This window comes from Streptomyces griseocarneus (genome assembly GCF_014655595.1).
GTDB classification, from domain to species: domain Bacteria; phylum Actinomycetota; class Actinomycetes; order Streptomycetales; family Streptomycetaceae; genus Streptomyces; species Streptomyces griseocarneus.
Window position 1 is genome coordinate 449,044 of record NZ_BNBL01000002.1, and the last position, 23,293, is coordinate 472,336.

At 72.5% G+C, this 23,293-nt stretch carries 23 protein-coding genes and 1 tRNA gene; 17 read left to right on the forward strand and 7 right to left on the reverse strand.

Going from position 1 to position 23,293, the window contains the following annotated elements; genetic code table 11:
* The first annotated feature begins 85 nt into the window (after positions 1–85).
* The gene (locus IE295_RS07835) at positions 86–1,096 is read left to right on the forward strand and encodes an alpha/beta hydrolase (RefSeq protein WP_224323533.1); all 1,011 of its coding nucleotides are present in this window, start codon (positions 86–88) and stop codon (positions 1,094–1,096) included.
* Between the two features lie 33 nt (positions 1,097–1,129).
* On the opposite strand, the gene IE295_RS07840 is transcribed toward IE295_RS07835, so the two are convergent.
* On the reverse strand, positions 1,130–1,408 hold the full coding sequence (locus IE295_RS07840; protein WP_224323534.1) for a DUF1540 domain-containing protein: 279 nt from the start codon (positions 1,406–1,408) through the stop codon (positions 1,130–1,132).
* A 172-nt stretch (positions 1,409–1,580) separates the two neighbouring features.
* Entirely contained in the window at positions 1,581–1,988 is a 408-nt protein-coding gene (locus tag IE295_RS07845; RefSeq protein ID WP_190062776.1) for a hypothetical protein, read from the reverse strand.
* Between the two features lie 192 nt (positions 1,989–2,180).
* On the opposite strand from IE295_RS07845, the gene IE295_RS07850 reads away from it, so the two are divergent.
* Together IE295_RS07850 and IE295_RS07855 are read left to right on the forward strand one after the other, a co-directional pair.
* Positions 2,181–2,253: transfer RNA gene (locus tag IE295_RS07850), tRNA-Ala, on the forward strand.
* Between the two features lie 115 nt (positions 2,254–2,368).
* Positions 2,369–2,932, forward strand: coding sequence for an NUDIX domain-containing protein (locus tag IE295_RS07855; RefSeq protein WP_190062777.1), 564 nt, complete (start codon positions 2,369–2,371; stop codon positions 2,930–2,932).
* Between the two features lie 40 nt (positions 2,933–2,972).
* Here the strand turns inward: IE295_RS07855 and IE295_RS07860 are convergent, their stop codons facing one another.
* A complete protein-coding gene (locus IE295_RS07860) occupies positions 2,973–4,010 on the reverse strand; it encodes an ArsR/SmtB family transcription factor (protein WP_190062778.1) in 1,038 nt (345 codons plus the stop codon).
* A 234-nt stretch (positions 4,011–4,244) separates the two neighbouring features.
* Here IE295_RS07860 and IE295_RS07865 point away from each other — a divergent pair, with 234 nt between their 5' ends.
* The 6 genes from IE295_RS07865 to IE295_RS07890 all read left to right on the forward strand — a co-directional run bounded on the left by IE295_RS07865 (position 4,245) and on the right by IE295_RS07890 (position 11,569).
* Complete coding sequence (locus tag IE295_RS07865) at positions 4,245–5,462, forward strand: alpha/beta hydrolase family protein (protein ID WP_190062779.1); 1,218 nt, start codon at positions 4,245–4,247, stop codon at positions 5,460–5,462.
* 143 nt (positions 5,463–5,605) lie between these two features.
* On the forward strand, positions 5,606–6,064 hold the full coding sequence (locus IE295_RS07870) for a hypothetical protein (protein ID WP_190062780.1): 459 nt from the start codon (positions 5,606–5,608) through the stop codon (positions 6,062–6,064).
* Complete coding sequence (locus IE295_RS07875) at positions 6,061–7,998, forward strand: GMC family oxidoreductase (protein ID WP_190062781.1); 1,938 nt, start codon at positions 6,061–6,063, stop codon at positions 7,996–7,998. The genes IE295_RS07870 and IE295_RS07875 overlap by 4 nt, the downstream gene beginning before the upstream one ends.
* A 26-nt stretch (positions 7,999–8,024) precedes the next feature.
* The gene (locus tag IE295_RS07880) at positions 8,025–9,875 is read left to right on the forward strand and encodes a peroxidase family protein (protein ID WP_190062782.1); all 1,851 of its coding nucleotides are present in this window, start codon (positions 8,025–8,027) and stop codon (positions 9,873–9,875) included.
* A gap of 55 nt (positions 9,876–9,930) precedes the next feature.
* Positions 9,931–10,386, forward strand: coding sequence for an Lrp/AsnC family transcriptional regulator (locus IE295_RS07885; RefSeq protein WP_190062783.1), 456 nt, complete (start codon positions 9,931–9,933; stop codon positions 10,384–10,386).
* Positions 10,387–10,510: 124 nt separating this feature from the next.
* Complete coding sequence (locus IE295_RS07890) at positions 10,511–11,569, forward strand: hypothetical protein (protein WP_190062784.1); 1,059 nt, start codon at positions 10,511–10,513, stop codon at positions 11,567–11,569.
* 26 nt (positions 11,570–11,595) lie between these two features.
* On the opposite strand, the gene IE295_RS07895 is transcribed toward IE295_RS07890, so the two are convergent.
* Positions 11,596–12,471: an NmrA family NAD(P)-binding protein gene (locus tag IE295_RS07895; RefSeq protein ID WP_190062785.1), complete on the reverse strand. Its 876-nt coding sequence runs from the start codon at positions 12,469–12,471 to the stop codon at positions 11,596–11,598.
* A gap of 371 nt (positions 12,472–12,842) precedes the next feature.
* Between IE295_RS07895 and IE295_RS07900 the strand changes: the two genes are divergently transcribed.
* Together IE295_RS07900 and IE295_RS07905 are read left to right on the forward strand one after the other, a co-directional pair.
* A complete protein-coding gene (locus IE295_RS07900; protein WP_190062786.1) occupies positions 12,843–13,742 on the forward strand; it encodes an RNA polymerase sigma-70 factor in 900 nt (299 codons plus the stop codon).
* Positions 13,730–14,236 carry an SRPBCC family protein gene (locus IE295_RS07905; protein WP_190062787.1) on the forward strand — a complete coding sequence of 169 codons (507 nt, stop codon included), beginning with the start codon at positions 13,730–13,732 and terminating at the stop codon, positions 14,234–14,236. Before IE295_RS07900 ends, IE295_RS07905 begins: the two co-directional genes overlap by 13 nt.
* Positions 14,237–14,300: 64 nt before the next feature.
* Here IE295_RS07905 and IE295_RS07910 read toward each other — a convergent pair whose 3' ends face one another.
* Positions 14,301–14,747, reverse strand: a complete 447-nt coding sequence (locus IE295_RS07910; RefSeq protein ID WP_190062788.1) for a MarR family winged helix-turn-helix transcriptional regulator — start codon at positions 14,745–14,747, stop codon at positions 14,301–14,303.
* Between the two features lie 76 nt (positions 14,748–14,823).
* On the opposite strand from IE295_RS07910, the gene IE295_RS07915 reads away from it, so the two are divergent.
* Positions 14,824–15,891, forward strand: coding sequence for an ABC transporter permease (locus IE295_RS07915; protein WP_190062789.1), 1,068 nt, complete (start codon positions 14,824–14,826; stop codon positions 15,889–15,891).
* A gap of 5 nt (positions 15,892–15,896) precedes the next feature.
* On the opposite strand, the gene IE295_RS07920 is transcribed toward IE295_RS07915, so the two are convergent.
* A complete protein-coding gene (locus tag IE295_RS07920) occupies positions 15,897–16,355 on the reverse strand; it encodes a hypothetical protein (protein ID WP_190062790.1) in 459 nt (152 codons plus the stop codon).
* Between the two features lie 258 nt (positions 16,356–16,613).
* On the opposite strand from IE295_RS07920, the gene IE295_RS07925 reads away from it, so the two are divergent.
* From IE295_RS07925 to IE295_RS07945, 5 genes are all read left to right on the forward strand, one after another.
* The gene (locus IE295_RS07925; RefSeq protein ID WP_224323526.1) at positions 16,614–17,744 is read left to right on the forward strand and encodes an amidase domain-containing protein; all 1,131 of its coding nucleotides are present in this window, start codon (positions 16,614–16,616) and stop codon (positions 17,742–17,744) included.
* A gap of 112 nt (positions 17,745–17,856) precedes the next feature.
* Positions 17,857–18,096, forward strand: a complete 240-nt coding sequence (locus IE295_RS07930) for a hypothetical protein (RefSeq protein ID WP_190062791.1) — start codon at positions 17,857–17,859, stop codon at positions 18,094–18,096.
* A 168-nt stretch (positions 18,097–18,264) separates the two neighbouring features.
* Complete coding sequence (locus tag IE295_RS07935; RefSeq protein WP_190062792.1) at positions 18,265–18,993, forward strand: SDR family oxidoreductase; 729 nt, start codon at positions 18,265–18,267, stop codon at positions 18,991–18,993.
* A gap of 113 nt (positions 18,994–19,106) precedes the next feature.
* Positions 19,107–19,889 carry a ferritin-like domain-containing protein gene (locus tag IE295_RS07940; protein WP_190062793.1) on the forward strand — a complete coding sequence of 261 codons (783 nt, stop codon included), beginning with the start codon at positions 19,107–19,109 and terminating at the stop codon, positions 19,887–19,889.
* A 495-nt stretch (positions 19,890–20,384) separates the two neighbouring features.
* On the forward strand, positions 20,385–21,722 hold the full coding sequence (locus IE295_RS07945; RefSeq protein ID WP_190062794.1) for a CAP domain-containing protein: 1,338 nt from the start codon (positions 20,385–20,387) through the stop codon (positions 21,720–21,722).
* Positions 21,723–21,749: 27 nt separating this feature from the next.
* On the opposite strand, the gene IE295_RS07950 is transcribed toward IE295_RS07945, so the two are convergent.
* Positions 21,750–23,201, reverse strand: a complete 1,452-nt coding sequence (locus IE295_RS07950) for a HEAT repeat domain-containing protein (protein ID WP_190062795.1) — start codon at positions 23,199–23,201, stop codon at positions 21,750–21,752.
* Positions 23,202–23,293 lie beyond the last annotated feature (92 nt).

Sequence of the window (23,293 nt, forward strand, 5' to 3'; positions counted from 1 at the left end):
GACGCACTCAACCACCGGGGCCTACCGCTCCCGGGGAAGCCGCCGGGCGTCCCGCGCACGACGATGGATCGTCGCGGTGGCATCCATAGCCGTGCTCGGTCTGATCGCCTGGCCGGTGATGAGCTACTACGAGATCCCGCCCTTCACGGACAAGGGCGACCCGGTCAGCTACGACCGGTCCGACGGCGCGAACGGGGCGAAGGGCAGCACCGGAACCCTGATGCCCACGGGCCCCAAGGCCGCGTTCACGAACGTCAACACCCTCTCCGACGGCACGAAGGTCAGCGTCGTCACCCTGGACGGCAAGAAGTCCGGGTTCAAGGGCAAGGTGTGGGTCTGGGCGCCCAAGGAGTACACCGACGACCCGAAGTTCGCCTCGAGCGGGTTCCCCGTCCTGATCGCCCTGCCCGGCGGGCCCGGCAACGACAGCAACTACTGGGCCCTGGGGCAGTTCGGCAAGCAGAAGATCTCGCTCGAGAAGAGCGTCTCCTCCTGGTACCAGGAGGGCAAGAGCAAGCCCTTCCTGCTGGCCATGCCGATCCTCAACCCCGGGCCGGACGACAAGGGCATCTACTGGGACGGCAGCGACATCCCCGGCCAGGCCAAGATGGGCACGTGGCTGACCGAGGACGTCCCGGACCTGATGAAGGCCAACTTCCGTACCATCGCGTCCCGTGACGGCTGGGGCTACATGGGCTCCTCCACCGGTGGCTTCGCGAGCATGAAGTCCGTGCTCAAGCACCCCGACAAGTTCAAGGCCGCCGTCGCCAACGGCCCGGACATCGTCCCGGACTCCCCGCTGTGGCGGGGGCACGAGAAGGAGAAGGCCGAGAACAACCCCGAGGTGCTGGCGAAGAACCTGATCGCCGCCAAGGGACCCGACGTCTACGTCGCCTTCCAGGTCGGCACGAAGGAGAACCCGGCGACCATGGCCGGCGTCAAGAAGTTCATGGCCTCCTACGGCAAGGGGCCGGTCCACACCAAGCTCTGGGAGATCCCGGGCGGCGACCACAACGGCGCCACGTACCTCGCGAACATGGCGGGCCCCATGCAATGGGTCAGCGAGCAGATGGCCGGGCCGACGCCCTCCTCCTGACGCCCGGGTGCCGGAACGGCCCGCGGCCCGTCGCTAGCGCATGGTGTACGTCAGGCAGTCGGCCGTGTCCTGCAGCGCGGCCACCGTGATGCCGGGGGCCTGGCACTCGAGCCCGACGTTGTGCAGGCAGCCGGACACCTTGCACGCGCCGACCCGGCCGACGGCGGAGGAGTCGCCGCCCTTCGTGGGGAAGGTGAAGAACGTGTCGCAGCGGGCGTGCGTCCCGTCGCCGACGGTGATGGCCAGGGCATGGCAGGTGGTGTCCTGGTTGTACGCGCAGTCGGCGACCTGGCACACGGCCACCTGAGGCATCTCCACGGCGTTCTCCTCGGTGCGACGTCACGACGGCCAGGACGGGCCGCGCCGCGCTTCCCGCGGGGCGGCCGTCCCCCGTCTTCCGATGCCTTCCTCGGGGGTGGAGCGGTGACACAGGCGGTCGTGAGTGTTCACCCGGAAGCCGGGGCGGGCGACGGCCGGCCCGTCCTCAGGCGTGGATGTCCACGCAGGTGCGCCCGCGCGCGACGCGCTTCTCCTCGAGGTGCTCCCACCCCTCGACGCAGATCTTCGTGTGGTCGGGGAGGTTGCGGCCCAGGGCGAGGGTGTACTTGGAGCCCTCGTGCCAGTGCTGGGTCGCGCTCGTGCCGTTCAGGCCGCCGCCGTACATGCGGAAGTGCCCGAAGAACTGCGAGCCCGGCGGAGTGGTGGCCGTCGCCCTGGCCGCGTACCGGCCCGTCCCGTCGACCGTGAGGCAGGCCTGGCCGGAGCAGCTCCTGCCGCCCGCCGACGCGGAGGGGGTGGCGGTGACGATCAGCGCCGTCACCCCCGTCGCGCAGGCGAGGGCGCGCAGGAACCGACGCGTCCGTGCGGAGGCACGCTGAGGGGCACGCTTCATGGGGTCCGTCCTTCTGTCCGATCACAGGGCACACGAGTGCATGCCCAGCCCTCGGGCGACGATCCGGCGTGTCACCCGTACGGGGCAGCCGGGCACCTGCCGCGGGGGCGCGGACCGATTTGGCGGACGGGCGGGATGTCCGTGTAATGTTCTCCGTGCCGCCAGGGAAGCCCGGCGGACACAACGGAACACGGGGCTATAGCTCAGTTGGTAGAGCGCCTGCATGGCATGCAGGAGGTCAGGAGTTCAATTCTCCTTAGCTCCACAGAAATGTGCTCCACGAGCACGCACAAGGGAGAGGCCGCCGAATCCGGCGGCCTCTCCCTTTTGGTGTGCGTACGCGCCGCAACGATTCGCGGCCGGGGGCGTTGTGCACGGCGATGAGCGACGACCTTGACGCGCGGCCGCGCGGATGGACCCGGCTGGGCAGCCGGGCCGTGCACCGCGGCGACCACCTCACCCTGCACCACGACAGCGTCCTGCAGCCCGACGGCACGGAAGGGACGTACGACCGCCTGACCATCGCGGACGGCGCCAGGGTCGTCGCGATCGACGAGGACGGCAGGGTCGCCCTCGTGGAGGACGCGTTCTACCCGCCGGGCGCCCGCCTGCTCCACGTGCCGGGCGGCGCGATCGCGGAAGGCGAGCGGCCCGAGGACGCGGCCGCGCGCGAATGCGAGGAGGAGACCGGCCGGCGCCCGGGCACGCTGCGCCAGCTGACCGCCTACCACCCGCTCCCGGCCCGGACGTCCGCCGTGGCGCACCTCTTCCTCGCCACCGACCTGCGGCACGGGTCCCTGCGCAGGGACCCGACCGAGGCCACGATGACCGTGCACTGGATGCCGCTCGGCGACGCGGTGGCCGCGGTGCGCTCGGGGGCCGTCTCGGAGGCGGGGAGCGCGATCGGCCTGCTCCTCGCGGCGTCCCTCCTCGCGCCTTCCTGATCGCGCACTCCCGCTCGCCCCCTCGCGATGCGCAAATTCGTCACGGACCTGCTGGACGCCCCGCGCCGCTGAGGTCCGGCCGCGGCCGCGTTCGCGGCCCGGCCCGCTCCGGCCCGCCCCGCCGGACCAGCAGGCCGCCCAGAGCGGTGCGCCGGTGCAGGACCGCCCGGCCCGCGCGCACCGTGGTGATCAGGCCCGCGCCGCGCAACGCGGCGGCATGGGCCGACGCGGTGGCGTCGCTGACACCCAGCCGACGCGCGAGGTCGCCGGTGGTGTGCTCCTCCGCGAGCAGGAACAGGGCGGCGAGGCGGGTGCGGCCGAGCACCGCGGCCAGCGCCTCCTCCGTGCCGGGCGCCCCGGTCGCGGAGAGCGGAAGGCCTGGACCGGCGGGGTAGGTCAGGAACAGGGGGCCGTCGGGCGGATCGGCGACGACCGGATGGCCGGTCCAGTGGAAGGTGGGTACGAGCACCAGCCCCCGCCCGTGCAGGCTGACGTCCTGTGGGCCGGGGCCGTCGAACTCCCAGACGTTCCCGTGCAGCCGGGCGCCGGGGAGGAGTCCGGTGAGCGCGGTGCCGATGCCGTGCTCGGCCACGGTCAGGGCGTGCCGGGTGAACTCCGCCTGATGCAGGTCCTGCACCAGGGGCCACACGGGTCCCAGGACCGTCTCGAAGGCGGCGTGCTGGGCGCGGCGCAGGACCTGCCAGGCGCCGGCGTCACCCCGGTGCAGGTCGCGGACCCACAGGGGAGCGGGGGCGCCGTGACCGGCGTACACGCGCTCGATCTCGGAGCGGACGACGTCCGGGTGCGACGCCCGCACGGTGTCCAGCCCCTCCCGGAGGGAGGTGCTGAAGACGTCCAGGAAGGCGGGGGCCACCGCCCCCGGGACCAGGTCCCCGAGGGGTTCGACGGCGGTCGGCAGGGACCGGGCCACGCGCTGCCTCCAGCGGCCGAAGAGCAGTTCGTCCCGGTGGCCGCTCACCAGCATCATCAGCGCCGCGTTCAACTCCTGCAGCGGGGCCGGCCGGGACGCGAAACGCACCCGGGCGAAGTCGGCGGCCGTGAAATGAATCCGGATCACTACTCTCCCCGGCGATGCCGCGCCATCGTTTCGGTCAGGGACTGAACCCTCGCCCGCGCCCCGGCCCGCACGCCAGCATTCGGGTCATTGCCCCCGCCATTCACGCAGGGGGCCGCCACACGGCGCAAGGACCGATGTCACAGGTGTGAGGGGAGAGCCATGTCTACTGGCGGGAACAAGGATGCGGGTGCGGCCGTAGTGAGGCCCGGAGTGAACCCCGGAGTGAAGCCCGGAGTGAGCCGACGGACCGTCACCGCGTCGGCCGTCGCGGCCGTCGCGCTGCTGGTCACGGGCGGGGGCGGCCCCGCCCGGGCGCGGGAGCGCGCGGCGGCGGGCCTGACCGTCCGTCTGCCGGCGCCGACCGGCCCGTACCGGATCGGGACGACCGAGCTCCACCTGGTCGACCGGACCAGGAGGGACCCGTGGGATCCGGCGATCCCGGTCCGGGAAGTGATGGTCACGGTCTTCTACCCGGCCCGTGACGTCCACGGGTACCCGCGCGCACCGCACATGACCGGGGGCGCCGCGAGGGAGATGATCGACCCCCTGCTGCACCCGGAACTGCCGAAGGCGGGGGTGGACTGGGCGGCCACCCTGACCCACGCGCACACGGGCGCTCCCGCGCGGGCCGGGCGCCGGCCGGTGCTGCTGTACAGCCCCGGAGGCGGCGACCCGCGCACCATGGGCACCGGAACCGCCGAGGAACTGGCCAGTCATGGCTATGTGGTGGTGACCATCGATCATCCCGGCGACGCCTCCGAGGTCGAGTTCCCCCGGCGGGCGCCGTGGCGGCCCGGGGTCCGGCACACCGTGCTGCAATCGGACCCCCGCAAGGACCCCGGCCTCTTCCGCGCCCTGATCGGCACCAGGATCGCGGACACCCGCTTCGTGCTGGACCGGCTGGAGGCGCTGGCCGCCGGCCGGAACCCGGACGCGGAGGGGCGCCGGCTGCCGGAGGGCCTCGGCCGCGCGCTGGACCCGCGCCGGGTCGGGATGTACGGGCACTCGGCCGGAGGGACCACCGCCGCCGAGGCGATGTACGAGGACCGGCGCATCGGCGCCGCGGTCGACCTGGAGGGCTATCTGAACCATCCGCCCCACGCGCCCGGCGGGGAAGGGGAGTTGTTCCCCGTCGCCCGGGAGGGGGTGGACCGGCCGCTGCTCCTGCTGGGCACCGACGGCTTCCGCGACGCGGACATCGACCGTTCCTGGGCCGCCATGCTCGCCCACCCCGGCGGCCGCACCCGCCGTCTGCGGATCGACGACGCCGCGCACTGGGTGTTCACCGACTACGCGGCCATAGCGCCCCAGTTGCAGGCCGCCGGGCTGATGACCGCGGGGGACAGGGTCAAGCTGGTCGGCGGCATCGACCCGGCGAGGAGCGTGCCCGCCGTGCGCGGCCGGCTGCTCTCCTTCTTCGCGCGGCACCTGCCCGTCCGGGCCGCCGGCTGAGGGCCGGTACGCCGGATCCGGCCCGAGGTGCACCGGGAAGGCCGTTCCCCTAGCGTGGACGGGAACGGCCTTTTCGCCCGTATCGGGGTATTCGCCGGTGCTTCCGCCGCAGTGGAAGCCACCGCACCCTCAGGGAGACACACATGGCCAAGCACAGTGCCGCCCGCCGCCCCGCCTCGGTGTACGCGTTGGCCGGGGTCCGGCTCTTCAACGGGGTCAGCGGACTGCTGATGCCCTCCATGCTCATCCGGCGCCTCGAGCCCGGCAAGGGGCTCAGTCCGGCGGCCGTCTACGCCTTCCGGCTCTTCGGGATCCGTACGATCCTGCTCGGCCTCGACCTGCTGACCCACCGCGACGAGCGGCTGCGCGAAGACCTGCGCGAGGGCGTCCTGATCCACGGCAGCGACACCGCGACGGCGGCCCTGCTCGGCGTCAGCGGCCGGCTCGCCCCGCGCACCGCCGCCCTGACCACGCTCATCTCGGCCACGAACACGGTCCTGGCCGCCACCGCGACCGACCGCGTCGGCGGCTGCGGCGCCACCTCCCACCGCTGCTGCGGGAAGAGGGGCGGGAAGCGGGCCGGGAAGAGGAAGCGGACGTGACCCCGGAGCCCGGCGCTCCCGCCGCCGAGACCGGCTTCGACTACGTCGTCGTCGGCGCGGGCGCCGGCGGCGGACCGCTGGCGGCCAACCTCGCCGCCGCCGGCACCCGCGTCCTGCTCCTCGACGCCGGCGGCGCCGAGGACAACGACAACTACGCGGTGCCCGCCTTCCACGCGGACGCCTCGGAGGACCCCGTCCAGCGCTGGGACTACTTCGTACGGCACTACGCCGACGAACAGCAGCACCAGCGCGACAGCAAGCTCGTCCCCGGCAAGGGCATCCTCTACCCGCGCGCCGGGACGGTCGGCGGCTGCACCGCCCATCACGCGCTGATCACCGTCTATCCGTACAACCGCGACTGGGACGCGATCGCGGAGGAGACCGGCGACGCCTCCTGGCGCAGCAGCGTCATGCGCCGCTACTTCGAGCGGCTGGAGCGCTGCACCTACCGTTCCGCGCCCAGGAAGCCGCCCTCGAACGCCCTGCTGGCCGCGCTCCTGCGGCGCCTGCCCTTCATCGGCGCCACGTACCGCAACGACGCGCGCCACGGATTCGACGGCTGGCTGACGACCGCCCTCGCCGACCCCAAGCTCATCGTCCAGGACAAGCAGCTGCTGAAGGTCATCCTCTCGGCCGCCGAGGAGACCCTCGCGGACTTCCTCGGCCGGCCGCTGTCCCCCGTGGAGAGCCTGCGCTCCCTGGTCGACCCCAACGACTGGCGGGTGCAGACGCAGGCGCTGCAGGGCCTGTGGCAGATCCCGCTGTCCACGGCGAACGGGCGGCGCGGCGCCGCGCGCGAGCGCGTCCGGGCGGCCGTGGAGCGCCACCCGGACCACCTGACCGTCCGCACGGACACGCTGGTCACCCGGGTCGTGCTGGACGAGGACGGAACCGCCGTCGGCGTCGAGTACATGGACCACGCGCACGCCTACCGGGCCGACCCCCGCAGCGGGGACGGCACCGGGCCGCCGCCGGTGCGCCGCACCGTCCTGGCGTCCCGGGAGGTGATCCTGGCGGCCGGCGCCTTCAACACCCCCCAGCTGCTGATGCTCTCGGGCATCGGCCCGGCCGAGGAGCTGCGACGGCACGGCATCCCCGTACGCGTCGAGCTCCCGGGCGTGGGGGCCAATCTGCAGGACCGCTACGAGGTCGGCGTGGTCAGCGAGATGGACCGCGAGTTCCCGGTCGTCAAGGACTGCGACTTCCACGCGCCGCGGCCCGGCGCCGAACCCGACCGCTGCTACCGCGCCTGGCGGCGCGGCGAGGGCCTGTACACCACCAACGGCGCCGTCATCGGCATCACCCGCAAGTCCCGCCCGGACCTCGACGCCCCGGACCTCTTCGTCTTCGGCGGCCCCTTCGACTTCCGCGGCTACCGCCCCGGCTACTCGCTCGACCTGACGCGCCACCGGGACCGCTTCACCTGGGCCGTCCTGAAGAGCCGCACGCACAACACCGGCGGCCGGGTGCGGCTGCGCTCCGACGACCCCCGCGACACCCCCGACGTCGACTTCCACTACTTCACCGAGGGCACGGACACGGACGGCCTGGACCTGGAGGCGATGGCCGACGCCGTGGAGTTCGTACGCCGGATGAACCGCAGGGCCGACTCCGTGATCGTGAAGGAGCTGTGGCCCGGCCCCCAGGTCCGCGACCGCGAGGAGATCCGCCGCTTCGTCCGGGACGAGGCGTGGGGCCACCACGCGTCCTGCAGCTGCAGGATGGGCCGGGCCGACGATCCGTCGGCCGTCGTCGACAGCCGGTTCAGGGTCCGCGGGGTGGCCGGCCTGCGGATCGTGGACGCCTCCGTCTTCCCCCGCATCCCCGGGTTCTTCATCGTCACGCCGGTCTACATGATCAGCGAGAAGGCGAGCGACGTGATCCTCGCCGACGCGGCCCGCGCCGACAGGATCCCCTCACCACCCCCGACCTGACAGGGCCCAGCCAGAGGAGTACGACCATGAGCACGCCACGACGCACGCCCCGGCGATCCGGATCCGGCTACCGCTCCAGCCTTCTTTGGCGGCTCCTCGCCGGCCTCGCGGGCTATGTCGACCGGCGCGTCGGCTGGGACAAACTCGCCGTCATCCCCGGGCTGCTGACCATCCTCGGGCTGCGCGTCAGATACCGCCGGGAGAACCTCCACGACACCACCCACCTGCCCTCGACCGGCCTCCCCGACCCCGGGCCCCCCTCCGCCGGCCACACGGTCGGCCGTACCGCGGACGGCAGCCACAACGACCTCGACGAACCGCGCATGGGCATGGCGGGGACGCGCTTCGGCCGCAACATCCCGCTGGAGAAGATCGCCCCGGCCGCAGCCGAGGACATCCTGTCGAGCCCCAACCCGCGCGAGGTCAGCCGCGCCCTGCTCACCCGCCACGAGCTCGTCGCGGCCGAGTCGGTCAACTCCCTGGTCGCAGCCTGGCTGCAGTTCATGATCCGCGACTGGTTCAGCCACGGCACCAGCCCGGTGGAACGGCCCTGGGAAGTGCCCCTGATGGCCGACGACCCCTGGCCGGAGCGCCCCATGCGCATCATGCGCACCCCGGACGACCCGACCCGGGACCCGAACGCGCCCGCCGGCACGCCCGACACCCGCGTCAACGTCCTCTCCCACTGGTGGGACGCCTCCCAGATCTACGGCGTCGACGACGAGGAACAGCGCCGGCTGCGCACCGGCGAGCTCGGCAAGCTCTACCGGTGGGACGACGAGCGCCCGACGCCGCCCTCGGGCTCCGCCCCCGACCCCTCGAGCGTTCCGGGCTTCTGGCTGGGCCTGGTCATGATGCACGACCTCTTCACCCGGGAGCACAACGCGATCTGCGACCACCTGCACGCCGCGTACCCGGCCTGGGACGACGAGGAGCTCTTCCAGCGGGCCCGCCTCGTCAACGCCGCCCTCCTCGCCAAGATCCACACCACGGAGTGGACCCCGGCGGTCATCAGCCACCCCACCACCGTCAAGGCGCTGCGGACCAACTGGTGGGGCCTGGCGGGCGAACGCGTCCACAACCTCTTCGGCCGCCTCAGCGACAGTGAGATCATCAGCGGCATCCCCGGCGGCGAGACCGACCACTACGGCATCCCGTACGCCCTCACCGAGGAGTTCGTGGCCGTCTACCGCATGCACCCGCTCGTCCGCGACGACTGGCACCTGCGCTCGGCCGAGGACAACGCCACGCTGCGCGAGTGCACCTTCCGCGAGATCGCCGGGCCCAAGGCGCTCCAGGTCCTGCAGACCGTGGACATGGCCGACCTGCTCTACAGCTTCGGCACGCTCCCCCCGGGCCTGGTCACCCTCCACAACTTCCCGCGGTTCCTGCAGGAGTACGAGCGCCCGGACGGGCACCTGCAGGACCTCGCCGCGACCGACATCCTGCGCAACCGGGAAATGGGCGTCCCCCGCTACAACGAGTTCCGGCGGCTGCTGCGCATGAAGCCCGCCGAGACCTTCGAGGAGCTGACGGACAACCCGGCGTGGGCCAAGGAGATCAAGCGGCTCTACGCGGGCGACGTCGAGAAGGTCGACCTCACCGTCGGGATGTTCGCCGAGACGCTGCCGGCCGGATTCGCCTTCAGCGACACGGCGTTCCGCATCTTCATCCTGATGGCCTCGCGCCGGCTGAACAGCGACCGCTTCTTCACCGAGCACTACACCCCGGCGGTGTACTCCAAGGCCGGCATGGCGTGGATCGACGACAACACCATGCTCACCGTCCTGCTGCGCCACCACCCGGAACTGCGCCCGGCCCTGGCGGGCCTGGACAACGCGTTCGCGCCGTGGAACAAGGCGCCGCGCGCGGCCTGAACCCGCGCGGCGCGCGGGCCGCGGGACAGCAGGCGCAGGGGTGAATAATTGCGCCATGGACCAGATCGACAGGAATATCTTGCGCGAGCTGCAGGAGGACGGCCGGCTGACCATCCAGGAGCTGGCCCAGCGGGTCGGCCTCACCTCCTCCCCGTGCATGCGCCGGGTCCGGCAGCTCGAGCAGGACGGAGTCATCCAGGGCTACCGGGCGGTCATCGACCCCGAAGCCGTCGGGCGCGGCTTCGAGGTCCTGGTCTCCATCGAGGTCAAACGCGACCGGGAGGCGGTCGAGGCCTTCGAGGCCGCGCTCCAGGACATCCCCGACGTCATCGAGGCCTACCGCCTCTTCGGCAGCCCCGGCTGCCTGCTGCGCATCGCGGTCGCCGACATCACCGCCTACGAACGGCTGTGGATCGAACGCCTCACCACGCTGTCGGGCATCACCGAGGTCAACTCGCAGATCATCATGAAGCGGATCAAGGAACCCCGGGGCCTGCCGGTCGACCGCTGAGCCCGCAGGCCCGTGTGCCCACATGCCCACATGCCCAGATGTCTTCATGTCCGCATAAAAGGTGTTGGCCGTTGATCGCCGCTCCGGAACAATCAGGCTGTTCAGCGGAGGGGGAGGACGGACAGTGGACATATTCGCGTGTGCGGGGTGCGGCGCCGTGCTGACCGCACCCGTCTCCCGGATCGCGCTTCCCGTCCACGCCCGCCAGGCGTACGGCCACGAACTGCTCCCCGCGCTCATGGAACCGGGGACGTACGCCGTCGACCCCGAGCCTTCCGGGCCGCCATGGCGGCCCTGGAGCGAGATCGGCGTGGACGAAGCGGAAGCCCGAGGTGTGTTCGCTCCGGTTACCTCCCTCTCCTTCGGGGCGCCGGGAGCGGTCGTCGTCGCGCCGGGCGACACCCGCGGCACCGTCCTGATCCCGGAACGATGCGACGGCTACTGCATGGGCCCGGACGGAAGGGACGGACCGAACCTGGCTTGCGCGCGCTGCGGCCAGGAGGTGGCGACCCGCATCGACGACTGCTCGTACTGGCAGGCGGTGTGGCTGGCCCCGCACGCCGTGGTCCGCCGTCCCGCCGACGGCCCCGCTCACGGGACGGACGACGGGGAGACGCCGGCGGAGGAGTGGCAGGGCACGCCGCCGGTCGAGCCGTCCGGGGCATGGAGCCTCCGGTGGGAGGCGGCGGCCGGGGCGGCGCTGGCCCACCTGCTGGCGGCCTCAGGGGGTGCGCCCGTGGCCGTCCCCGACGGCCTCGCCGCGAACATCTTCGGCCGCGCGCTCGACGCCCTGCTCCCGCCCGGGCCGCCGGTCAGGCGAGCGGCCCTGGCCGGCCCGGGCCTGCCCGCCACCGACCCCGCCCCCGACATCACCCTGGTCCCGCGACATCCGCGGACGGGGAAGGCGTGGCAACCGCCCGGCCACACGGAGCCCGTGCCGCTGGACGCCGGCGTATGGACGTATCTGGCCTTCCCCCGTGAACGGCTGCCGGTTCCCGTGACAGGCGGACTGCCCGACGGCGTCCTCCGCGACGATCCGCCGCCGATGCGCCCACAGGAGCTGTTCCGGCCCGACCGGCGCGTGTTCCTCCACACGCTGGCACGGCTCCCAACCGTCCGTCAGCCGTGGCTGCGCGAGATCTACGACCGCGTGACGGGCCGCCCGTACGCTCGCCTGTTCTAGGTGGCGCCCGGACCTTCCGGTGTCCGTCACCTCTCCAGCAGCGGACGCAGCCGGGCATGGGCCCACCCGCTGAGCGGGGTGGGGGTGGTGGTGAGCAGGTCACGGGGCTGCTCGGGCACCAGGTCGCGCGATCCGGCGGTCATCCCGACGATGCCCTCCACTGCCGACGGCGGCATCCCGGCCGCGCGCAGCGCGTCCCGCACCTCGTCGTCGCCGACGGGATCGATCCGGATCGTGCGCCCGAGCGCCTGGGTGAGGATCCGCGCGACCTGACGGAAGGTGAGGTCCTCCGGCCCGTGGACGGCCTGCACCACCCGGCCCTGCCAGGTGTCGTTCAGCAGCCGGGCGGCGACCACGTCTCCGATGTCGCGCGGATCGACCCAGGGCATCGGGCGGTCGGGATCGAACGCCGTGGTCAGGACGCCTCGGGAGAGGCCTTCGAGGTCGAGCAGCAGGTTGGTGAAGAAGTACGCGCACCGCAGGTGCAGCACGTCCGCTCCGGTGGCGTCGAGTTGTTCCTCGATCCCGGCCAGGGCGTCGATGTGCCCGACACCGTGCCGCTTCTCCGCCCCGATGCTGCTCAACAGCACCACCCGCCCCACATCACCGACCCGGGCGGCCTCCACCAACGGCGCCGCGGTCCGCAGCGAGGCCTCGATCGGATCCGCCGCCGCGTGCGGCGTGGGATCGACCCAGAAGACGGTCCGCGCCCCCGCCGCCGCCTCGCGGACGAACCCGGCGTCCGTCAGATCACCCCGGCGCACATCGACCCGCGCCCGGGTCGCCTCGTCCAGGCGGGCCGGGTCACGGACCAGAACGCGGGGACGGACACCGGCCTGGACCAGTAGCCGCACCACGCGCGATCCCACGTGTCCGGTCGGTGTGGTGACCACGATGGTCATCGAGAGATCCCTTCGTCCACGTCACCGGCATACCCCGCCGTCCAGGGTTCCACGTGGCCGCGTTCACCAGAAGTGGATCTCCTCGCAGACCCGTCCCCGGGATTCCAGGTGCCCGTTGACGTGCTCCCGGCCCTCGGCGCACACCACCGAGCGGTCACCTGATCGACTGACGCGGTGAGCGGGGTGTCGCACCGTGACCTGAATCACAGCGGTGGGCTGTCACGGTTCGCCGGTGCGGGGTGTCTCGATGTGCGTCCAAGGAGAGGAGCCGGGCGTGGTGCCGGAATGTCGACGCGTCGGACGGGCCGTCAGTGGAGGGCGGCGGTGCCCGTACGCCGGCCGCCGCACCAGGGAAGGGGGTGGGATCGGTCATGGCTGAGGACGCCTTCACCGAGCACCGTCCGCTGCTGTTCACCATCGCCTACGAGATGCTGGGCAGCGCCGCCGACGCCGAGGACGTGCTGCAGGAGAGCTACCTGCGCTGGAGCGCGGTCGATCCGGCCGCGGTCGAGCATCCGCGCGCCTACCTGGTCCGCGTGGTGACCCGGCAGGCACTCAACCACCTGCGCGCGGTCAAGGCGCGGCGCGAGGAATACGTCGGCACGTGGCTGCCCGAGCCGATCCGCACCGCGCCCGAGGTGAGCGAGGACGCGATCCTGGCCGAGTCGGTGTCGATGGCCATGATGCTCGTCCTGGAGACGCTGAACCCGACCGAGCGCGCGGTGTTCGTGCTGCACGACGTGTTCGGCTACACCCACGGCGAGATCGCCGCCTCGATCGGCAAGACCGAGGTCACCGTCCGGCAGACCGCCCACCGCGCACGACGGCACGTCCACGCGCGGCGTCGCCGCTTCGAACCGGACTCCGATGCCACCCGGGCCGTCGTCCAGCGGTTCCTGCTCGCGGCGACGACCGGCGAAGTCCAGGCGCTGATGGACCTGCTGGCGCCCGACGTCGTACAGATCTCCGACGGCGGCGGGAAGGCGGTCGCCGCCCGCCGCCCGATCACCGGTCGCGACGACGTCGCCCGGTTCGTCCTCGGCGTGATCCGCACCAGCACCACCGCGACGACCCGCGTCGAGCACACCACCTACAACGGTATGCCCGCCGCACGGTTCCTGACGGACGGTGAGCTCGACTGGCTGGTCGCGTTCGAGATCCACGACGGACGGATCACCGGCCTCTACGGCATCCGCAACCCCGACAAGCTGCTGCGCGCCGACACGGTGCGCCCACTCGACAGAGGAGAACACCAGCCGTGGAAACCATGACCGTCGAACGCGTCATCAACGCCCCGATCGACGACGTGTTCGCCTGGCTCACCACGACCACCCACTACACGCGTTCGCCCCTGGTGCTGCGCTGCCGCCTGACCCGGCGCGGCGAGAGCGCGCCCTACGGCGTCGGCGCGGTGCGCAGTCACCTCTGGCTGATCGGCTGGTTCCGGGAACGCATCACCCACTACGACCCGCCGTACGCCACCGAGTACGTCGTCGAGCGCAGCCTGCCGCCGTCCCGGCACGAACTCGGCCGCATGACGTTCACCGAGGTCGACGGCGGGACCCTGGTCCGCTGGACCACCCGCGCCGAGATCCCCGTCCCGCTGCTCGGCGGCCCGCTCACCCGGCACCTCGCGCGGCCCGTCATCACCCGCACCTTCCTCAACATCCTCGACGCCGCCGACGCCGCGCTGGCCCCACACCCCCAGCCGACCCCGGGCGTACCGGGCGCGCACGCGCCGACGGGAGGGAACGAGTCCCGGTGAGGCCCCCGCGCGGTCGTCGACCTCGCGGGCCGGGAATGGCGGCGGGGTACGGGGGCCGCCGGCATCAGGAGGAAGGGGACAGCGCGTCCGGGTTGAGGTGTGCGACCAGGCGGTGCAGGAGGCTGTGCGCGGTCGCGCGTTCCGCGGGGGAGAGGACGGTCAGGGCGTCGTCGTTCACCCGGCCGATGACGACCGATGCCTGCCCTGCCACGCGCCGGCCGTCGTCGGTGATGTGGAGGCAGAGCACGCGGCGGTTGGTCGGGTGCGGGCGGCGCTCCATCAGTCCCCTGTCGACCAGCCCGTTGATCGCGGCTCCCATGGACTGGGCGGTGATGCCGGCACGGCGGGCGGCCGCGGCGCTGGAGATGCCGGGCTCGCGCAGGGCGTGCTGGAGCGCGTTGTGCTGCGCCAGGGTCAGGTCCAGCGCGCGGAGTTCCTTCTCCAGGCGGGCGCCCATGGCCTGGGAGAACTGCCACGCGAGATAGCCGGTGGAGACGGACTGTTCGTTCATGGGGACCACCACTTGTAAGGCACCTTATGGTTTGCTGCTACGGTTATAAGGCAGCTTACAAGTTTGGACGGTTCCCGTGACACTTCCTGCCCCCACCGCTTCCTCCCTCACACACCCCCGGCCTGCCTCCCCGCATGCCGACGTCCCGGATCCCGCGCCGCCGCAGCACCCGCAGGGCGGCTGGAAGGGCGTTCTCCTCCCGGTGGCGGTCGTGCTCGCCATCGGGACGATCTTCGTGAGCGTCTACCTCGCCGCGTTCCACGCCCCCCGGCCGCATGACCTTCCGGTGGCCGTCGTGGGTACGCAGCAGGAGGCGCAGCGGATCGAGGAGGGCCTGGAGTCCGCCCTTCCGGGAGGCTTCGACGTACGGCCCTACGCGGGCGAGAGCGCCGCGCGGGAGGCCGTCGAGCACCGCCGCGTCTACGCCGCCTATCTCACCGGCCGCGGCCACGACGCCCCGAAGCTGCTCTTCGCGGGCGCCAACGGGCCCTCCGTCACCGGCACCCTCACCGGCGCCTTCGGCCCCGTCGCCGGAGCGAGCGGTCACCGGCTCGCCCAGGAGGACGTCCTCCCGGCCTCCGCCGGGGACACCCGTGGCCTGTCGATCTTCTACGCGGCCTTCGGCCTGGTCCTGGCCGGCTACCTGTTCGGCATGATGACCTATCAGGCCGCTCCCGCCCTGCGTCTGCGGCAGCGGATGGCGAGCCTCGCGCTCTTCGGCGTGCTGGGCGGGGTCATCATCGCCCTCCTCGCGGGCAGCACCGGTTTCGGCGCGCTGCCCGGCTCGTTCGTGGGCATCGCCGGCATCACCGCGCTGATGGCCATGGCGGCCGGCGGCGCGACCATGGTGTTCATCAAGTGGACCGGATCGGCGGGCGCGGGCCTGGCCTCCGTCGTCCTGCTGACCCTCGGCAACGCCACCAGCGGCGGCGTCATGCCCGCCCCCTACCTGCCCGGCTGGCTGCACCCGCTCTCCGACGTCCTGCCCGTCAGCGCGGGAGTCCGGGCCATTCAGGGCCTGGCGTACTTCCACCATGACGGCCTGGGGCGCGGCATCGCCGTCCTGGCCGCCTGGATCATCGCCTGCGCGGGACTGCTCCACCTCCGCGACGCGCGTGCCGCCCGGAGCGCGCGGCGCCCGTAGCGTCCCTACGCCTCCTGACTCAGCCCGATCCACACCAGGACGGCCAGCACGACCGCGGCGAGGGCCAGGAGGATTCCCAGGCATCCGAACGTGGTCTTGACCGTCGCACGGGCCTCGGCGCGGCGGGTCAGCTCCTGGGGCGTCGAGGCCGGTCCGAAGGCGCGCCACAGGGCGCGGACGGACCAGTACGGGCTCATCACGATCGCGTAGACCGTCAGCCCCGCGTAGTAGAGGAGCTCGAGGAACTGCGCGAGGAACGCGACGACGACCAGCAAGGGGAAGAGGAGCAGGCCGAGCAGCAGGCCCTTGTTCTCGAAGAGGCCGTCGAAGTCGGGCTTGGGGACCCGGAAACGGCGCCGCCGGCCCGCCGCCCCGGACGCGGGCTCGGGCGCGGGCTCCGGTGCGGGTGCGGGTGGGGATGCGAACGGCGGGCCCGGCGGCGCCGGGTAGCTGGGGTGATCCATGGGCGGGGAGCCTAACCGGGCCCCCGGCCGAGTCTCCGGCCGGGCCCCCGACCGGCCCCGGAAGTGGCCTCTGACCGGCCCTGGAAGTGTCCTCCGGTTATGGCCGTGTCGCTGTCAGTTCGCATGCAGAGCGCACGGCGTGAGCACATCTGACCAGGTCTCGGATGTGCATTCCGAGAATGTGTCCACAGATACGCATCCGTGTGCGAGGATTCCGTTTCCCTGGCCCGTGGGGGCCGGGGTGAAAGGGAACCCTTCGTGAGAAAAGCGATAGTGAGATCCGCCGTGGGGGTGGGTCTGGCGGTGGCCGCGTCGGCGGCGCTGCTGCCTTCCTGGTCCGCCGGTGCGTCACAGGCGCGCACCGTGGACGACACGACGGTGGACTCGTTCGGCCGCATCGCGCAGACGGTGCTGTCCGAGCGCACGGCCGCCCTCGTGGACGACCCGCGCGCGGCGGAGCGAATAGCCGGCCCGAAGGCGGGCCGGAACGTCCGCGTCTCGGCAGGCCTGACGCGCAGCGAGGACACCGCGGTGTCCTCGCTGCGTTCGCGCAAGAAGCTGCTCGCCAAGCTGGGCGAGGCGTACTCCGCGGCCAGGACCGAGGTCGCGGTCGACAACACCAAGGTCAAGGACGGCCGCGCGACGGTGGAGGTCACCGAGACCACCACCTTCACCTACAAGCGGGTCAAGGGTGACGAGCCGTCGACGACGGGCTTCAAGGCCCGTCACGAGCTCAGCTTCACCTCCGGCAAGGGCGGGAAGTGGGAGCTGACCGGCATCCGCTCCACGGACAACGGCCTGCGGGCCGTCAACGCGCCGGTCGCGAAGTCGGTCGCCTCGGCCGGCACCACGCCGAACGCGGCGCGCGCCGCCACCTCCTGGCCGGCCCGCGCGGTGCCGAAGAGGCAGACGACCTCCGGCTACGACTACGCGGCCATGGCGGCCTACGCGGAGAAGTACTGGCGGAACTACAACCCCTCCTACCGCAAGTTCAACGCGGACGGCGGGGACTGCACCAACTTCATCAGCCAGGCCCTCAAGGCGGGCGGCTGGAAGAACGAGTCCGGTCCGGCCTCGGACTACCGCAAGTGGTGGTACGACTCCAAGACCCAGTCGGACTCGTGGGTGGGCGCCAACGAGTGGTCCTGGTACGCGCTGAACTCCAAGCGCGTCACCACCCTCTCGAACGTCTACCAGCTCGAGGTGGGCGACATCCTGCAGATGGACTTCGACCGTGACGGTTCGAAGGACCACTCCATGATCACGACCTACCGCAGCCGCATGGGCGTGCCGTACCTCACGTACCACTCCACCAACACCTACCGGAAGTCGGTGGCGAGCATCGTCGCCTCCTACCCGGACGCGGTGTACTACGCCTACCGCACCTGATCCGGTGCCGTCGGGGGCGTCGCCGCGCGGCGTCCCCGACACGGGCCGGCGACCGGGACGCATCGGCGCAAACGCCCGTCCGGCCACCGGCCGGCTGGCTAGTCTCAGCGGCGTGACCTACAGGCTGCGCATCGATCCGGGCCTCCACGCGGCCTACCGGGACCTGCCCGACGCGGCGCGGCGCGACCTCGCCGTCTGTCTGCTCGACGCCCTCGCCGACCCGCTCGCCCACTCCGCCGCCTACGGCGTCGACGACGGCGTGCTGCGCACGATCGCCCACGGCCGTACGGCGGGCGTCATCCTCATCGGCGACGGCACCCTCACGCTCGTACAGATCACCTACGTGGGCTGATGGGTAGCGAAATGAGTAGTCCAATGCGCGGCTGAATGCCCGTCGGCGGGTAGGGCGACCGGCCCGTACCCCCTCGGCGTGCTGTCCGGCCGCGTCGTGTACCCGAGCGGGGCCCCTCCCCGCTTCATGTGCCATATTGCGGATGCATCTCCCGACGAAAGGCGCGTCATGAAGATCGCAGTCATCGGCGGTACCGGGCTGATCGGGTCGCAGGTCGTCGCGATTCTGAACGCCGGCGGGCACGAGGCGGTACCGCACTCGCAGTCCACCGGAATCGACGTCATCAGCGGTCAGGGACTGGACGAGGCGGTGGCGGGAGCCGACGCCGTCGTCAACCTGACGAACTCCCCCACCTTCGACGAAGCCTCCCCGGCCTTCTTCCGGACCTCGATGGACAACCTTCTGGCCGCGGCCCGGAAGGGCGGCGTCGGCCACTTCGTCATCCTCTCGATCGTCGGCGCGGACCAGGTGCCGGAGCTGGACTACTACAGGGCCAAGGTGCTCCAGGAGGACATCCTCGCGGCCGGGCCGATCCCCTACTCAATCGTCCGGGCGACGCAGTTCATGGAGTTCATGGACGCCGTCCTGTCCTGGACCGCCGACGGCGACAGCGTCCGGTTGCCCGCCACGCCGATCCAGCCGATCGCCTCCAAGGACGTGGCCAACGCGGTGGCCGAGGTCGCCACGGGCGCCCCCCTGAACGGCATCCGCAACATCGCCGGCCCCGAGATCTTCCCCCTGGACGAACTGGGCCGGATCACCCTGTCCCACAAGGGCGACAACCGTACCGTCGTCACCGACCCCACCGCCGGCATGTTCGCCGTCGTCAAGGGCGACGTCCTCACCGACACGGACGCTCACCTCGCCCCCACCCGCTACGCCGACTGGCTCTCCTGAACCGCTCGCGCTCCACAGCTTCCAGACGATCTCAAGACAACATCGGAACAAACGCTTGATTGACTCGTCCCCGAACCACTGAAGCACCTTCACGAACGGGGCGGGACGGCCACATGGGCGCAGCAGGATTCGCGGAGTGGACCGAGCACTTCACCGCAGAGGCGGGGCGTCGCAGGGAGCTCGGCGACCCCGACTGGGCGGCGGGCGCCGACCTGCCCGGCCCGGTCTGGCGCAGCCTGCGGCGCTTCCAGGTCGGCGAGGACGGGGACGGGGCGAACCTCATCGGCAAGGCGGATCTCGCGGGGGACGCCGACTACGCCGAGGCGGTCCGGCTGTTCGTCGCGGAGGAGTGCAATCACGCGCGCCTGCTGGCGCTCCTGCTGGCGGCCGGCGGCCAGGACACCATCGACACGTGCTGGAGCGACGAGGTCTTCGTCCGCATGCGCCGCCTGCTCGGCCTGCGCATGGAACTGCTGACCCTGATGGTCGCGGAACTCGTGGCCGTGCGCTATTACCGCGCGGTACGGGACGGTGCCGGGGACGCCCTGACGTCCGAGGTGGCGGCCCGGATCCTGGCCGACGAGGAGCGCCACATCCCGTTCCACTGCCGGCGTCTGCGTGCTTCCGTGGCCGAACTCCCCGGGCGCCCGCTGCGGTCGCTGACGATGACGGGCTGGCGGGCGCTGACGTTCGGCGCGGCGCTGTTCGTGGCGGGGGACCACGGCGCGGCCCTGGGGCGGCTGGGAGTGGGGCGCGGGCGCTTCGTCGCGGACGTCATGGCGTCGACCGGCGCGATAGTCAGGGACGTCCTGGACGCCACCAGGCCCCTCGACGTCCCTACGGTCCCCGAGAGCACCGGGCATACGACAGCCCCCGGCGCTCGTACCGACTCGTGAGCCTTCCAGTCGTCGCTGACCTGCTCCGATATCGCTACGTGCCCTCCGGGGGCCTAGCCAGTTTGCCGAGATGGGGGTCACTCGGGCCGATGGACGTCTCCACCGACGGTGCGGCTCTCACCGGTTGTCTGGTGTAATCGCCAGTTTCCTCCTTATTTGTCCAAAGTCAAGGGGTCGCCGAGAATCCTTGATTGAACGCGCTCAAAAACAGGTCTGCAGCTGGTGACGGGGTTCTGTCTGGTGAACCTGATGGTTCATCTTGCTGTACCTGCGGGACGACGTCACCGTCGCAACGGGTTCGCGCTCGGCAGGTTCCGCCGCCGCGGAATGCTGGAGCGGGAGCAGACCCCGCCGGTCCCGCCCGCGGGGTACACGGGCGGGGAAGGCACCGGACGCCGGCCCTCCCGCCCCCACCCTCCGGAACCGCCCCGGTCCGCGCCGCGTTGCTCCTGCTGAAGGCCCGGCGCGGGCGGGCGGGAGAGCGGGGGAGCGGTGATGAACGAGCTGACGGCCGGCGGGAACCGGGCGTTGCCCACGGGGACGGTCACGATCCGCGTACCCGGTCCGTTCGACGTCTCCCTGCTCATCACCGGCAGGGACGGCAGGACGTCGGGGGACGGCGACTTCGTGTTCTTCAACCAGCCCTCGGCGCCCGGGGCGCGCCTGGAGGGCGACACCGTCACCGTGAACCCGGCCCTGCTGCGCCCCGGCGCCGCCCGGGTCACGGTCGTCCTCAGCCCCGCCGACGCCCGGACACCGCTGGCCTCGCTGCCCACGCCCGTCATGACCGTCACGGGAGGCGGCGGCCGGCCGCTGGCCCGGTTCACCCCTCCCCGGCCGGCCACCGAGACCGTCCTGCTGCTCGCCGAGCTCTACCCGCGCGACGGCGGATGGAAGATACGGGCGCTGGGGCAGGGCTACGCGGACGGACTGGCCGGCGTGGCCCGCGACTTCGGCATCGACGTCGAGGACGAGACCGAGGACGAGGCCGAGGGCCGGCCCGGGGACAGCACGCGGACGTCCCTTCGGGACAGTCCCAGCGGTTCCGGCGGTCCCGGCGGACTCCTGGCCCTGGTCAACTCCGAGCGGTCCCGGGCCGGCGTACCCCCGGTGAGGGCGGACGACCGGCTCGCCGCGGCCGCTCGTGCCCACGCCGCGGACATGGCCTCGCACGGCCGCCTCTCGGCCGAGAGCCCCGGCGGGGATTCGCTCTTCCAGCGAGTGACCGCGGCCGGCTACGCCTACCTCGTCCTGTCCGAACACCTGGTCTCGGGCCCGCGCACGGCCGCCGAGTTCGTCGACCACTGCCTGACGGGGCACGAGCGCCGCGGCCCCTTCGCCGGCGGGGAGTTCACGCACATCGGCGCCGGTCACGCGGTGGACGGCGGGACCGGCCGCACGTACTGGACGGTGCTGTGGGCGCAGCCGTACTCCGCGGCCGGCCTGGAGCGGGCGACGGGCGAGGTGCTCGCCCTCACCAACGCCGAACGGGCCGCCGCCGGTCTGCCCCCGCTGGCCGCCGATCCCCGGCTGGCCGTCGCGGCCCGGGACCACAGCACGGACATGGCCCGCCGTGACTTCTACTCCCACACCACCCCCGAAGGGCGCGAACCCTGGGACCGCGCGCGAGCCGCGGGCGCCGCGCACCGGGCGATCGGGGAGAACATCGCCTGCGGTCAGCGCACGCCCGCCGAGGTCGTCCGCGGGTGGATGAACAGCCCCGGCCACCGCGCCAACATCCTCACGCCGGGCTTCACCCACCTGGGGGTGGGGTACGCGCCCGGCGGCCGCGCCGGCACGTACTGGACCCAGCTCTTCGGCGGCGCCCCGTAGGGACGTCGTGCCGCTCCCGCGTCCGGTTCAGGCCCCGGACGTCAGGTACCACCGCAGCGTGGCCGTGGTGTGTTCGCCCAGGACGGGCGTGGCCCGGTCGATCAGGGTGTCCAGGTGCCGGCGGTCGGCGGGGGAGAGCGCCGCGTACGACGAGGCGGCGTCGGCCGGGCTCCACCGGCGCACGGCGAAGCGGGCGCGGTCACGCAACGCGGGCTCCGCGTCGTGCAGCAGCGTCAGATGGCAACGCAGCTGGACCATGCTGCGATGCGCCGCCAGCAGCCGGCAGGCCGCACTCCGTACGTGCCGGGGCCGGTCGGCGGCCAGCCGCTCCCACAGCCATGCCTCGGGCAGCCGTTCGGCGGACGGTACGAGCGCGGTGGTCGCCTCGCGCGCGACGGCCGCCGACGGATCGTCGATCAGCGGGCGCAGGAATTCCGGTTCCGCCGCGCCCAGGGCGTGCAGGGCGGCGACGGCGCGCGCCCGGACCCGCCCGTCCGGGTGGGCCGCCAGTGTGCGCAGCAGGTCCGCGTCCTCCTTCGTGCCGCACTCGCCGAGACCGGCGGCCGCACCGCGGGAGACCTCCTTCGCGGGGCCGGCGCATATCCGCCGGTAGTGCGCCTGCGGGTCGATGCCGTGCTGACGCACCACCCATCGCGCGCAGGCGCGGACGAGCCCCGAACGGTCGGCGAGATGGGCCGTGGCCTCCTCCGCCCGCCCGGCCCGGTGCAACGCGGTCACGCCCGCGGCCCGTACGCGCGGGTGGCGGGAGCCCAGCAGCGGCCGGACGACCTCGGCGTACCCCGCGTCCTCGCTTCCGACCGCGGCGAGGGCCGCGTCGGCGCACAGGTCCTGGACCACCACGTCCCCGTCCGTGGCGGCGATGTGCGCGAGCCGGGCCGGGGAGAGGCGTCCCCGGTCGATCGCGATCCGATGGCCGAGGCGCCTCGTCAGCCGGTCCCGGCTGACCAGCAGGATCTCGGCCGGCCCGCCTTCGGCACCGCGCAGCGTCCCGACGAGCAGTTCCCGGGCGTACGCGCCGTGCCGGCGCCGCGCCACGCGCAGGATCACCGCGGCCAGGACGGCCACCGTCCGCGTCGGCGCCGAGGGCAGTGCGGTGCCCAGCAACGCCCGTGCCCGGTCGCGTACTTGAGGAACCCAGTCCGCGCAGCGCACCACGACGAGCGGCAGCACGGCCGGCACGTCGGCGCTGTGCTCGAGGGCGGCCTGCCGCACGCGGCCGTCGGGATGGCACAGGGCGACGGCGAGCGACGCCTCGTTCGCGGGCGGCTCGCCGGCGCGCGCCCAGGCCATCGAGGGCAGGTCGGAGGACCAGCCCCACGACTCCGCCCGGATGCCACGGTCCAGCGCGATCCAGCCCGGGGCGTCGTCGGGGTCGACGACCGTCTCCAACGAGACCGCCGCGCCCACGGGACCACAGGCGGCGATGAGGGCAGGGGCCGGTGTGGCCTGCGTGTTCACGTGGGGTGTCTCCGCCGGGGCTGGGTTCGGTCGTGTCGCCTCATCGTAGATCGACCCGCCGTGCGGGCCCGTCGGGGCCCGCGGGGGAGGGT